Below are 12485 nucleotides of genomic sequence, written 5' to 3'. Positions count from 1 at the left end.
GGATGGGTTGCGGACCGCCCGCTGGATCGCCGGCAGGTCGCTCGCTGGATCGGTGGCCGGAGTGGCTGCCGAATCGATTCAGTACTTAATCGATTCGGTCAGTATCGCCACGAGACGCATCGTGTGTCAACAGGGTGGTGCCGACGGGTGGTGACGGCAGGCTGGTGTCCGCCGGGGGCGACAGCAGAGCGGGGCTCTGGGCCGGGACTCAGCTGCCGGTGGAGGCGCGGGGAATCAGCGTCGCCTCAGCGACCTCCAGCACCTTCTCGATGTCGTCCTGGCCTTCGATCTGGCGCACCAGCAGGTCTCCGACGCTGTGCCCCATCTCGAAGGGGCGCCGGGAGAGGGCGGTGATCGCAGGCGAGGTCACCTCAGCGATCAGCGAGTCGTCCCAGCTGATCAGTCCCAGCTGGCGGGGCACGTCGATGCCGGCCTCCTGGGCGCTGCGCAGCGCGCCGATCGCGAGCAGGTCGCTCGAGGCGATGATCGCCGGCCGGGCGCTCACGGCGCAATCCGCCTGCGCGAAGGCGGAGCGCCCGCCGTCGATCGTGTAGCGACCGGAGGCCCAGCTGTGGGGAAGCCCGTGCTCGGCGCACAGCTCCTGGATCCGGGTGCGACGGCGCTCCTCGTGGGCGTAGCCGGCCGGACCCGTGAGCTGGATGCAGCCGTCGTAACCGCGCTCGAGGAGATGATCGATCACCGTGCGGGCGTCCGGCCACTCGGCAGATTCCACCCTCACGAAATTCTCGGGGCCCTGATAGTGGCCGAGCAGGCCGAATGCGAGGTTCAGGGATTCCAGCAGCGCCGGGCGAGGGTCGTCCTGGGCGAGGTCGAGCAGCACCACCCCGTCGACTCGGCGTTGGCGTGCCCAGGTGCGGAACACCTCGGCCTCCTGGCTGCCGCCGCCTGTCACGAAGCGGACCATCAGCTCATAGCCATGGGCGGACGTCGCAGATTCGATGCCTGCGGTGACCGAGGAGTAGAACGGTTCGCGGGAGACTTCCTCGGGATCCCTGACCAGCACCAGTCCGATGTTTCCGCTGCGCCCGCGGCGCAGCGCCTGAGCGCCGGAGTGCGGGGTCCAGCCGACGGTGCGGGCGTGCTCGAGGACCCGCTCGCGCAATGCGGCGCTGACTCCCGGCTTGTCATTGAGCGCGTAACTCACTGTGGCGGCAGAGATGCCGAGGTCACCGGCGATGGTGGCGACTGTCGGGCGAGTGGACTTCCGCGGCATAGGGATGCTTCCAGTTCTGACGGCGTGCGGGCCGGGCCGGAGGGGATCGCCAGCGCGGAGGGTGCCTCGGGTGGCGGGGACGCTGGATTCGCACATGATAGATCCCAGGTCTGCACCTCCTGTCAGCACGGTCAGTCAGCAAGGCCGGTCTGCACGGTCAGTGGGCAGAACTCAGGTGCGCAGGTGCGAGGCGCCGTTGAGGTCCAGGATCGTGCCCGAGGCCCACTGCGCGGCGGGGGAGGTGAGGTAGAGGATCGCGGCGGCGACCTCCTCGGCCGTCCCCACCCGTCCGAACGGGCTCTGGGCCCGCAGCGCCTCCCCGGCTGGGCCCTCGAGCTTCGCGTGCTGGCGTTCGGTGGCGATGAACCCTGGCGCCACCGAGGCGACCGCGATGCCCTGCGGCGCCAGTGCGAGGGCCAGCGACTGGCCCAGGGCGTGCAGCCCGGCCTTCGCTGCGGCGTAGGCGGGGGCGTCCGGCTCTCCGCGGAAGGCACCCCGCGAGCCGACGTTCACGATCACTCCGGGTGCCTCGCGGGCGATCAGCGACCGGGCGACCAGGTAGGACAGGTTCGCGGGCGCGGTGAGATCGACGTCGAGCATCCGCGTAAAGCGCTGCTGCCAGGTGGCGTAGTCGACGTCGGCCACTGGGTGGTCGGTGCTCTCGCCGGGGGCGATGCCGGCGTTGTTGACCAGGATGTCGATCTGTCCCAGCCCGTCCTGCGCCTCTTGGACGACCCGCTGCGCGCTCGCCGGATCGGAGAGATCCCCGCCCACCAGCACATGGCCCCTCCCGTGGAGCAGGGTGAGGGTCTCCTCTGCAGCATCCCGATTCGTGCCGTAGTGCACGGCCACTCGCTCCCCTCGCTCGCTCAGCGCGATCGCGGTGGCACGGCCGATCCCGCGGGAGGCTCCCGTGACCAATGCGCATCTCATCGTGTGGCTCCTGTCCTGGCGGCGGTGCCCGGCAGCGGCGGGGCACGGTGCCATCATCGGGCATTGCCACGGTAGGGCGGATCCCGGTCAGCGGGTGAGCGCGAGCCAGATCAGCAGCTGGGTGAGCAGGAACCCGGTGATCAGGTTCAGCCACAGGAACCGGCGCCAGCCCCGATTGGCCAGCACTGCGTGCTCGTCCGGCAGCGAGCGGAAGGGCCAGGTGCTGAGGAGATAGGGGAGCACGAGCAGCCCCGCGAGCATTGCCGGCCAGCCGGCCAGCAGCATGACCAGGCCGGCGGCGCCGTACAGCCCGATCGAGACCCGCACCGTCGCCGCAGCCCCGATCACGGTCGCGATCGAGCCGATGCCCGCGGCCCGATCGGGCTGGACGTCCTGGACCGCGCCGAAGGCATGGGAGGCCATGCCCCACAAGAAGAATGCTGCGAGGCTCGCCGCCGCGGTCACTCCCACCGGTGCCCCGGTCAGGGCCAGTCCGAACGCTGCGGGACCCATGAAATGGGTGGAGGAGGTGATCGAGTCCAGCACCGGCCGCTCCTTCAGCCGCAGCCCCGGTGCGGAATAGCCGACCACCGCGACCAGCACGATCACCAGCACCACCGCGGAGGTCAGCCCGCCCCAGGCCAGCAGCGCCACCACGAACGGCAGCGCGAGCAGCCCTGCCGACCACAGCGTCACCGCATGCCAGCGCTGGTCCAGGACGATGCCCTCGACGCCGCCCTTGCGGGGGTTGCGGAGGTCGGATTCGTGGTCGAACACATCGTTCACGCCGTACATCAGCAGGTTGTAGGGCACCAGGAAGAACAGCGTGCCGATCACCAGCGGCGCATCCACCCTCCCTCCGGCCAGCAGGTACGCGGCGGCGAAGGGGTAGGCGGTGTTGATCCAGCTCAGCGGGCGCGAAGAGGCGAGCAGCTGCGTCGCCGCCCGGATGCCGGCGGGCGCGCCGCTCATCGTTCACGCTCCGGGGTCAGCAGCAGCCATAGCGAGGGCAGCAGCAGCCCGGCCGCGAGGGGCCAGGCGAGGTCCTCCACCGGGGCCAGCCCTATCCGCGGGCCCAGCAGCAGCGACTCCTCGAAGCGGAACAGATCGACCGCGATCATCAGCGAATCGAACAGCACGGTCATCACCAGGAGCACAGCGATGGTGGCGCCCGTGAGCAGCCACCAGCGGCAGCCGGGGCGGCGGAGCACCACTGCCAGGGCGGTGGCCAGCATGGGGCCGATCAGGAACAGGCCGGCGAGGGCTGCGTAGCTCATCGCTCCTCCTCGAGGGTCGGGGCTGGCGGGGCCGAAAGGGCCGATGGGGCCGGCGGGGCCGGCGGGGCCGGCGGGGCCGACAGGGCCGACAGGGCCGTGCGCCGGGCGGGGTCGCTGAGGCGCCGGCCCAGCCTCGCCAGGAGTCCCCACGTCACCAGGGTGAAGTAGCACAGGAAGGTGATGAACACGAGCTCCTCGAGCGGCAGCTCGGGGGCGAGCATGATCCCGGTCATCAGCGCGCTCTGCCCCATCCCGTAGTGTCCGGCCGCAATCGCGGCGAGGTCCCACAGCAGGAAGTATCCGATGCCCAGGGCGAGCACCAGGAGGGTGCGGCGCGGCGCGCGCCAGAGTGCCAGCCCGAAGCGTCGGTCCAGCAGCCCCATGCAGAGCGACGGGACCAGCAGGCCGATCAGGTACACCGATGAGGTCATGCGATGACTTCCTCGGCGGGCTCGGGCTCGGGCTCGGACTCTGGCTTGGATTTGGACTCGGACTCGGGCTCGGGCAGCGGGGAGGCGGAGCGGTCGCCGCGCAGTCGCTTGGCGACCAGCTCCGCGCTGATCAGGCACATCGGCAGCCCGATGCCCGGGATCGTGCTGGATCCGGCGTAGAGCAGCGAGTCGACCTTCTTCGAGGCGTTGCCGGCGCGGAAGAAGGCGCTCTGGCGCAGCGTGTGCGCGGGGCCGAGCATGCTGCCCTGCCAGGCGCCGAGATCCTCGGAGAATTCGGCGGGGCCCACGGTGCGGCGCACCACAATCCGGGAGGCCAGATCCGGGATCCCGGCCTGCTCGGCGAGCATCGTGATGGCCTCGTCGGCCACCCGCTCCACCGCCACGCTGCCGGCGCCGTCCAGCCCGCCGCGCCCGAGCCCGGGATCAGCGGGAACGGGCACCAGCACGAAGAGGTTCTCGTGCCCGGCAGGGGCGACCGACGGATCGGTGGCCGAGGGGCGGCATACATAGGTCGAGGCGGGGGAGGGCACACGCCCCTCGCGCAGGGCGCTGAAGTTCTCATGCCAGTCGCGGGTGAACAGCAGGGTGTGGTGCGCCAGCTGCGGCAGCGCGCCCTCCACCCCGAGCATCACCAGCACCGCCCCGGGCCCGGGGGTGCGTCGCCGCCACCAGGAGTCGGGGAAGGTCTGCAGGTCCCGCGGCAGCAGGGTGGTCTCCACCCGGTGCAGGTCGGCGGTGGCGACCACCACGTCGGCGGGCAGCGTGCGGGTTCTCCCATCGGGCCCCTGCACCTGGACGCCGCTCGCCCGCGGTCGGCGCCGACCACCGAGCCGCGCAGCATCAGCGGTGGTGAGGATCCGGGTGGCGCGGGTCGAGGTGTGCATCCGCACGCCTTCACGGGCAGCGAGGTCGGTGATCGCGCCGATCAGATGGGTGAACCCGCCCTGCGGGTACTTGACCCCGCCGGTGAGGTCCAGGGCGCTCATCAGGTGGTACATGCTCGGGGTGCGGTCCGGGGAGGACCCCAGGAACACCGCCGGGTAGCCGAGCACCTGCCGCAGCCGCGGGTCTCGGAACCTGCGCGCGACGAAGCGCTCGAGCGGCTCGGTGAGCAGCTGCAGCAGACGCGGTGCCTGCAGCGCGACCCGCGCGGAGAGGAAGGGTCGCAGCGAGGTGAACGAGGTGTAGAGGAAGCGTTCGAGGGCCACGTCGTAGGTGCGGGCGGCCGAGTCGAGATGCTTCGCCAGCTGCAGGCCCGCGCCCGGTTCGATCTCCTCGAAGGCATCGGCGTTGCGCGCGGCGGAGGCGCGGATGTCCAGCGGATCCTCATGCCCCTCGAAGAACACCCGGTAGCCGGGATCCAGTCCCTGCAGATCGAGCTGCTCGGCGGCGGAGGTCCCCAGCAGGCGGAAGAAGTGGTCGAAGACCTCGGGCATCAGATACCAGGAGGGGCCGGTGTCGAAGCGGAATCCGTCCCGCTCCCAGCTGCCGGCGCGGCCGCCGAGCTGCTCACGAGCTTCCACCAGATCCACCGAGAAGCCATCGCGGGCGAGCAGGGCAGCGGTGGCGAGGCCGGAGATGCCGCCGCCGATCACCACGGCGGTCCGGCGCGTCCCGGATGCGGCGCTCATCGGCTCACCCCGAGCAGGGTGCGGGCGAGGATCGCTGCCTTCTCGTAGTCGGCGACCCGCACCCGGGCGCGACGGATCTGCTGCGCCGGGGTGGCGCGCAGCCGGCGTGAGAGAGCGCTGTAGAAGCCGTGGGCGGCGGCCACCGCGCGACGGCTCGAGGCGGGCAGATGGGGGATGGCGGTGGCGGCATGGGCGAGGTCGGTGTCGATGTCGTCGAGCAGGCGGTCCCGCTCGGCGTCGCCGAACTGCTCGATCTCCAGGCCGGGGAAGTAGGTGCGCCCCAGCTCATCATGGTCCTCGGCGAGGTCTCGCAGGAAGTTCACCTTCTGGAAGGCGGCGCCGAGTGCGCTCGCCGCCGGGGCGAGCCGTGCGTAGGCGGCCTCGTCCCCGCCCAGGAACACCCGCAGGCACATCAGCCCCACCACTTCGGCGGAGCCGTGCACGTATTCCGCGAGGCTCGCCTCGTCGTGCGTGGAGACCGCGAGATCCGCGCGCATGGACGCGAAGAAGGGGTCGAGGAGGTCGGGGCCGATGCCGCAGCGCCGGGCCGTGAGGGCGAAGGCCTGCACCACGAGGTTGGTGGAGCGGGCGCCGGCCACCGCGCGTGCGGTCTCGGCGGCGAGGTCCTCCAGCAGCTGGGACCGTTCCGCGACCGAGAAGGAGGGGTCCGGGTCGTCGACCGTCTCATCGGCGATGCGGACCAGCGCGTAGATGCTGCGCACGTGGGTGCGCACCGGCTCGTCCAGCAGCCGGGTCGCCCAGCCGAAGGAGGTGGAGTACCCGGCGATCACGCAGCCGGCGCTGCGCTGGGCGACCAGGTCGTAGCGGCTGGTCGGCATCTCCACCGTGGTGTGCCGGCTCATCGCTCGCTCCGACCGGCGAGTGCGGACGCTCCGCGCTGCGGGCGCAGCCACTGCGCGGCGGCCGCGAGGGCGATCACGGTCGCGACCGCCGCGGCGGCGATCGCCACGCCCGGGGCATGGGGCTCGTCCGTCGCCCGCCCGACGGCGATCCACGCCAGGCCCCAGATCATCGCCAGCGGTGCCGCGACCGGCCGCCGGCCGGCGAGAGTGAGCCCCACCCCGATCACGGCGACGACCGCGAGCACCGCGACGGCCAGAAGCGAGGGGACGCCGAACCCCAGGAATCCGGCGCCCTTGAGCGCTGCAGCGATGTTCGCACAGGTCGCCACGCTCACCCAGCCGAGGTACAGGCCGAAGGTGCCGTCCACGACGATCCGCTCCGGCAGTCCGCCCGGCGGCGTGGCCGCGATCCGACGGAAGAGGTCGGCGAGGACCACCAGCAGCAGCGCGATGACGACCACGCTGAGCGCCACCCAGCCGGCCTGGATGGTGAGGATCCACGCCGCGTTCAGCAGCAGCGAGAGGATCGCGCCGGGAGCGATGCCGCGCGCATCGCGCCGGTCCCACCACTGCCACAGGGTGTAGGCGCCCAGGCCCACGTAGATCACGGACCAGATCGTGAAGGCGGAGCCGGCAGGCGCGAGGTGGGTGGAGTCTGCGGCGAGCAGACCGCCTGCGGCCTCGGCGATCGGGTCGCCACCGAAGGCGCCGACGCCGATCGCGGTGCCGACCATCGCCAGCAGGAAGCTGACGGTCACGGCGAGCTGACGGGCGAGCGGACGCGGGGGGCGGGTCATGCTGTCTCCTCGGTGTCGGTGTCGGTGTCGGTGTCGGTATTCACGGCGCGGCGGCTATCAGGCGGCGCGGCCTCTGCGGCGCGGGCGATATTTCGCTGCATGCCGCCGAACACGATCCCGTGGAAGGGCCAGACGGCCCACCAGTACAGGTCGCCGAGCAGTCCGTGCGGATGGTAGATCGCGCGCTGGTGGAGGATCGAGCCGCCGTCGTCGGCCTCCTGGACGCCGAGCTCGAGCCACGCCTGTCCCGGCACTCTCATCTCGGCGCGCAGGCGCAGCAGGCGGCCCCGTTCGAGGCGTTCGACCCGCCACCAGTCCAGGGCGTCGCCGACGGCCAGCTTGTCGGGGTGGCGGCGACCGCGGCGCAGGCCGGGCCCGCCCACGAGGCGGTCCATCAGCCCGCGCGAGATCCAGCCCAGGCGCCAGGAGTACCAGCCCCGTCGGCCGCCGATGCCCTCCAGCACTGCCCACAGGGTCTCGGGGGAGGCGTCGACGGGGCGCTGCCGCTCGTCCCCTCGCACGATGCCGCCGGACCATTCGGGGTCCTCGGGCAGCGGGGAGGACGGAGCGCCGGCGGGTGTGGCGGAGTGCCAGGCGGTGGCGACGTCGAGCTCCCGGACGCGAGCCAGGGCCAGCTCGATCGCACGATCCACACTGGTCAGGCCGCCCTCGGGGGCGGGGATCAGCGCGCGCAGATCCGCCTCGGCGGCGACCGATTCGTGGATGAGCGATTCGACCAGTGGGCGCGCGATGCCGGTGGGCACCGGCGTGACCAGGCCGATCCAGTGGCTGGCCAGCCGCGGGGTCAGCACCGGCACAGTGAGGATCCGCCGCTGCGGGAGCCCGGCCGCTCGGGCGTAGGCCTGGAGCAGCTCGGCGAACGTCAGCACGTCGGGCCCGCCGACGTCGAAGGTGCGATTCGGTGCGCCGTCGAGCCGGGCCGCGCCGACGAGATAGTGGAGCACGTCGCGCACGGCGATGGGCTGGATCCGATTGCGCAGCCACTGCGGGGCGATCATCACCGGCAGGCGCTCTGCGAGGTGGCGCATGATCTCGAAGGAGGCGCTGCCGGAGCCGAGGATCACTGCCGCTCGCAGCACCACCGCGGGGACTGCGCCGGCGAGCAGGATGTCGCCGACCTCCTTGCGGGAGGCCATGTGCGTCGAGAGTTCCTCGCCGTCGGGATGGATGCCGCCGAGGTAGACGATGCGCCCCACGCCGGCCCGTGCGGAGGCGTCGGCGAAGGAACGAGCGCCCTGCCGGTCGCGGTCGGCGAAGCTGCGGCCGCCGCCCATCGCGTGGATCAGGTAGTAGGCGACGTCGACTCCGTCGAGCGCGGCCTCCAGGCTCGCCGGGTCCTGGACGTCGGCCTCCACCACCTCGACCCGGTCCCGCCAGGGGCGGTCCTGGAGTCGGTCGGCGTGGCGCGCCATCGCGCGCACGCGAAATCCGGCGTCGAGCAGTGCGGGGACCAGGCGGCCGCCGATGTACCCGCTGGCACCCGTGACCAGGACCAGCGGGGCAGCATGTGGAGCGGGGGTGCTCATGCGGGAAGCTCCTCTTCTGCCCGTCTGCGGGGAGCGGGCGATGGCGGTGCGTGCTGAGGGGCGGACGTGGGAAGCGTGAGCTCCGCGGCGCGGAGGATCTCCGCGGTCGCGAGGTCGAGGGAGGTGACGAGGCCGGGCGGCAGGTCGTGACGCGCGGCCGCCTCTGCGGCGCTGCTCACGTGCCACCGGGCGAGGTCCTCGACCCAGGCGCGGGATCCGCCGGCGGTCAGCAGCTCCCGGGCGCGCTGCGCCTCCTGTTCGCCCAGGTCCTCGCGCCCCAGCAAGGGCTCCAGTGACGGCCAGATATCCGTGGTCGAGGCATGGGCGATCAGCGCCGTGCGCTTGCCCTCCCGCAGGTCGCCGAGGGCGCTCTTGCCAGTGCGTCGCTCGTCGCCGAACATGCCGAGCAGGTCGTCGAACAACTGGAACCCGATGCCGAGCAGGCTCCCGATCTCGTCGAGTGCGCTGAGCACCTCGGGGGAGGCATCGGCCAGGATCGCGCCGGCGCGCAGCGGCAGCTGGAAGGAGTACAGGGCGGTCTTCAGTTCGGCCACCGCGAGCGCTTCGCGGAGCACCACGGGACCATCTGCCGGGCCCAGCTGGAGGCGCACGTCGGCGAGCTCACCGGCGGCCGTGGCGTGCAGGGTGCTCTCGAAGAGGTCGAGCAGGCGCTCGACCACGGGAGCAGGGGCCTCGCACCTGACGATGGCGCGCAGTGCCGCCACCAGCCCCAGATCGCCCGCGAGGATGCCGGCCGCCTCCCCGAGCCGCTGCGCCTCGCTCGCACCGGCTCCCCGGTGTCGGGCGTCGGCCGCGATCCCGCCCGGAAGGCTGGGTGCCCCGCGGCGCACCTGGTCGCCATCGATCACGTCGTCCTGGACCACGAAGGCGGTATGCATCAGCTCGAGGGCGGCGGCGGCTTGGACCGCAGCAGGCCCGCGGGATCCGCCGAGCGCCTCGTGGGTGGCGAGCAGCAGGTTCGGCCGAAATCGCTTGCCGCCGCCTGTGGCGCGGGAGAAGGCTGCCCACAGGTCATCGTGGTCGGGCAGCGGCAGAGTGCCGGGCCTGGTCGCTCCGAGGCGCAGCTGTCGCTGGATCTCCTGCTCGACGGCCCGGTGGTGCACCGTGCTCATGAGGTGCTCGCGGGGATGCGCTCCAGGACCTCGCGGAGCTGCGGGACCTGGGCTGTCGTCCACGGGCTGAGGGTCCACGGCGACAGCTCCACGAGAGCGGCGAGCTCCGCGGGGTCGACCCATCGCAGATCCATCACCTCCGCGGGATGGGGCACCGGCTCGCTCCCGGCTGCAGCGACGAAGACCGGGCAGATCTCGTTCTCGACGATGCCGGAGGCGTCCACGGCCCGGTAGCGGAAGTCGGGCAGGACCTCCCGGGGAGGGCCGACCTCCATGCCCAGCTCGTGCATGGCATGCCGCGCGATCGCCTCGGCGAAGGTTTCGCCCTGGCGGGGGTGGCCGCAGAAGGAGTTCGTCCATACCCCCGGCCAGGTGCGCTTGGTCAGTGCGCGCCGGGTGAGCAGGACCCGTCCGTCGGGCCGCACCACATAGCAGGAGAAGGCCAGGTGCAGGGGAGTGGCGGTGGAGTGGACCGTGGCGCGCGGAGCCAGCCCTCGAGGAGTTCCGTCCTCCTCCATGAGGATCACGTGGTCCTCTGCGGTCGCCTGATCCTGTGCGGTGGTGCCTGGGTGGGTGCTCTGTCGTGCGCTCACCATGCCTGCATCCTCTAGTTAGCCGGGCTATCTAATTTCACTGTAGCATCCACGTATGACCGACACGCCAAGGAACCCCGACGAGGGGCGGAGCAACCGCTACTGGTACGACGGGAATGACTCCCCCGTCGCCCTCCTCAGTGCCTTGCGCGCCTTCCGTGTGGCGGATCAGGAGCTGCGCCGTCGGATGAGCGAGGGAATGGACATGAACACCACCGATCTCGCTGCCCTGAGATTCGTGATCGCCAATGAGCTCTCGGCAGAACCGGTGACACCCCTGCGACTGGCGGCGAACCTGCGCATCTCCGGCCCGTCCACCTCGAAGCTGATCGACCGGCTGACCGCTTCGGGTCACCTGCGGCGCGTGCCCCACCCCGAGGATGGCCGGTCGAGGATCGTGATCGCGACGGACCATGCCCACTCCCAGGTGCGGGAGCGCCTGGGGCACATGCACGAGCGGATGCTCGAGATCGCACAGCAGGTGCCGGCCCCGGCGAGGGCGGCCGCCATCGCATTCCTGCAGGCGATGGCGGAGCAGCTCGACGCCGAAGCGGCACCGCCGGAGCTGACGCAGCGCGGGACCTGAGGGTCCGAGCTCTGCGGCGGCACCCGAGGCGGGTCGGTGAGGCCAGGTGGGATACTGGGGTTCCGACGAGAGGGCCTCGTCGCGAGGACCCACCCCGTGCTCCGACACCGATGTGATGCCGGTTCCTCGTGACGTCGACGTCCAGGGAGCATCCGATGTCCACGATCAGCTGGACCGAGAACAGCACACCGCGCACCGCACGATGGCATTCCGAGAACGGCGCTCCGCCGCCCGAACGGCTCGAGATCGTCGACGACACTGTCACCGCGAACGCCGCCCTGCGCAGCATCCGCGCCGGCGCCGGCCTGCTCTGGCGCGGTGACTACCACAACGCCCGCCAGCTGCTCACAGCCATCGGGCGCCGGGCAGATCGGCGCGCGCTGCCCAAGAACCTCGACGTCGCACGACTGTTCCAGGCGCACCGAGCAGCGCGGGCGGAGCGCGCCAGGCTGCTGGGCGGGGTGGTGGTGATGCTCGAGCCGGGGCACCGCCTCGCTCTGCGCCGAGCCCCGGACGTCGCCGCGGCCTGCCAGCAGGCATACGGAGAGCTCACAGAACCGATGCTCATCTCCCTCTCGGAGCTGCTCGGAGTGCTCAGCGCCCGCCAGTGGCAGGAGAAGGGCGTGCCGATCTCAGCCCTCGAGGCCCAGATCCATCCCCGCCACAGCGTGTTCTCCCCGGTGCGCTCGGAGTACGTGGACCTCGTGGCGCAGGCACCCATGCCCGAGGTCGAGGGAGGGGCAGAAGCCTTCGACCTCGGCACAGGAACCGGCGTGCTGGCAGCAGTGCTCGCGCGACGGGGTGCGGCACGTGTGGTCGCCACCGACATCAATCCCCGCGCAGTCGACAACGCCCGGGAGAACATCCAGCGCCTGGGCCTCGAGGACCGCGTCGAGGTGCTCGAAGCGAACCTGTTCCCGCCCGGGCAGGCGGACCTGGTGGTCTGCAATCCGCCCTGGCTCCCCGGGACGGCGACCTCGGCCCTCGAGCTGGGGATCTATGACGAGGACTCGAGCATGCTCCGAGGAGTGCTCGACGGCCTCAGCGCCCATCTGCGACCCGGAGGGGAGGGGTGGCTGATCCTCTCCGACCTCGCCGAGCACCTGAAGCTGCGCAGTCGTGACGAGCTCCTGAGACTGATCGACACGGCCGGCCTGGAGGTCATCGGCAAGGTCTCCACCTCTCCTCGTCACCCCCGCTCTCAGGATCCGCACGATCTGCTGCACGCCGCCCGCTCTCAGGAGGTCACGACCCTGTGGCGCCTGCGCCCGGTGGCCGACCCAGATCCGGTGGCCGGCTGAGGCGGGAAGCCTGAGGGCGCTCAGGCGGGCCGGAAACCTACCGTCAAGTAGCCAGGCGCTGACCTCGACAGATGCGCAGAAAGTCGGTGTGGTCGAGGCCACTTCGGAAATGGTCGTTCTGGCTTGACGGGGGTGCGT

General features: G+C 71.5%; 13 protein-coding genes. 2 read left to right on the top strand and 11 right to left on the bottom strand.

Annotation, left to right across the window (positions count from 1 at the left end; all coding sequences use genetic code 11):
* Positions 1-208: 208 nt before the first annotated feature.
* The 11 genes from ACT3SQ_RS07820 to idi all read right to left on the bottom strand — a co-directional run bounded on the left by ACT3SQ_RS07820 (position 209) and on the right by idi (position 10463).
* On the bottom strand, positions 209-1234 hold the full coding sequence (locus tag ACT3SQ_RS07820; protein WP_444599101.1) for a LacI family DNA-binding transcriptional regulator: 1026 nt from the start codon (positions 1232-1234) through the stop codon (positions 209-211).
* A 171-nt stretch (positions 1235-1405) separates the two neighbouring features.
* Positions 1406-2167, bottom strand: coding sequence for an SDR family NAD(P)-dependent oxidoreductase (locus ACT3SQ_RS07815; RefSeq protein WP_442332161.1), 762 nt, complete (start codon positions 2165-2167; stop codon positions 1406-1408).
* Between the two features lie 87 nt (positions 2168-2254).
* Positions 2255-3139 carry a prenyltransferase gene (locus ACT3SQ_RS07810; RefSeq protein WP_442332162.1) on the bottom strand — a complete coding sequence of 295 codons (885 nt, stop codon included), beginning with the start codon at positions 3137-3139 and terminating at the stop codon, positions 2255-2257.
* Positions 3136-3444 (bottom strand): lycopene cyclase domain-containing protein, encoded by a 309-nt coding sequence (locus ACT3SQ_RS07805; protein ID WP_442332163.1) that lies wholly within the window; start codon positions 3442-3444, stop codon positions 3136-3138. The genes ACT3SQ_RS07810 and ACT3SQ_RS07805 overlap by 4 nt, the downstream gene beginning before the upstream one ends.
* On the bottom strand, positions 3441-3875 hold the full coding sequence (locus ACT3SQ_RS07800) for a lycopene cyclase domain-containing protein (RefSeq protein WP_442332164.1): 435 nt from the start codon (positions 3873-3875) through the stop codon (positions 3441-3443). Before ACT3SQ_RS07800 ends, ACT3SQ_RS07805 begins: the two co-directional genes overlap by 4 nt.
* Complete coding sequence (gene crtI, locus ACT3SQ_RS07795; RefSeq protein WP_444599100.1) at positions 3872-5527, bottom strand: phytoene desaturase family protein; 1656 nt, start codon at positions 5525-5527, stop codon at positions 3872-3874. The genes ACT3SQ_RS07800 and crtI overlap by 4 nt, the downstream gene beginning before the upstream one ends.
* The gene (locus ACT3SQ_RS07790; protein WP_345081829.1) at positions 5524-6390 is read right to left on the bottom strand and encodes a phytoene/squalene synthase family protein; all 867 of its coding nucleotides are present in this window, start codon (positions 6388-6390) and stop codon (positions 5524-5526) included. The genes crtI and ACT3SQ_RS07790 overlap by 4 nt, the downstream gene beginning before the upstream one ends.
* Complete coding sequence (locus ACT3SQ_RS07785) at positions 6387-7187, bottom strand: tryptophan-rich sensory protein (protein ID WP_442332166.1); 801 nt, start codon at positions 7185-7187, stop codon at positions 6387-6389. The genes ACT3SQ_RS07790 and ACT3SQ_RS07785 overlap by 4 nt, the downstream gene beginning before the upstream one ends.
* Positions 7184-8734, bottom strand: coding sequence for an SDR family oxidoreductase (locus tag ACT3SQ_RS07780; protein WP_444601027.1), 1551 nt, complete (start codon positions 8732-8734; stop codon positions 7184-7186). Before ACT3SQ_RS07780 ends, ACT3SQ_RS07785 begins: the two co-directional genes overlap by 4 nt.
* Positions 8731-9867: a polyprenyl synthetase family protein gene (locus tag ACT3SQ_RS07775; RefSeq protein ID WP_442332168.1), complete on the bottom strand. Its 1137-nt coding sequence runs from the start codon at positions 9865-9867 to the stop codon at positions 8731-8733. The genes ACT3SQ_RS07780 and ACT3SQ_RS07775 overlap by 4 nt, the downstream gene beginning before the upstream one ends.
* Positions 9864-10463 carry an isopentenyl-diphosphate Delta-isomerase gene (gene idi / locus ACT3SQ_RS07770; RefSeq protein ID WP_442332169.1) on the bottom strand — a complete coding sequence of 200 codons (600 nt, stop codon included), beginning with the start codon at positions 10461-10463 and terminating at the stop codon, positions 9864-9866. Before idi ends, ACT3SQ_RS07775 begins: the two co-directional genes overlap by 4 nt.
* A gap of 52 nt (positions 10464-10515) precedes the next feature.
* Between idi and ACT3SQ_RS07765 the strand changes: the two genes are divergently transcribed.
* Both ACT3SQ_RS07765 and ACT3SQ_RS07760 read left to right on the top strand, forming a co-directional pair.
* Entirely contained in the window at positions 10516-11046 is a 531-nt protein-coding gene (locus ACT3SQ_RS07765) for a MarR family winged helix-turn-helix transcriptional regulator (RefSeq protein WP_441446335.1), read from the top strand.
* Between the two features lie 155 nt (positions 11047-11201).
* Positions 11202-12347 (top strand): 50S ribosomal protein L11 methyltransferase, encoded by a 1146-nt coding sequence (locus ACT3SQ_RS07760; protein ID WP_441446334.1) that lies wholly within the window; start codon positions 11202-11204, stop codon positions 12345-12347.
* The last annotated feature ends 138 nt before the right edge of the window (positions 12348-12485 follow it).

The sequence above is a fragment of the Brachybacterium sp. AOP42-C2-15 genome (genome assembly GCF_052377065.1).
In the GTDB taxonomy this organism is placed as follows: Bacteria; Actinomycetota; Actinomycetes; order Actinomycetales; family Dermabacteraceae; genus Brachybacterium.
The sequence above is the reverse complement of the archived record's forward strand: the minus strand, read 5'-3'. Positions and strand labels throughout refer to the sequence as shown.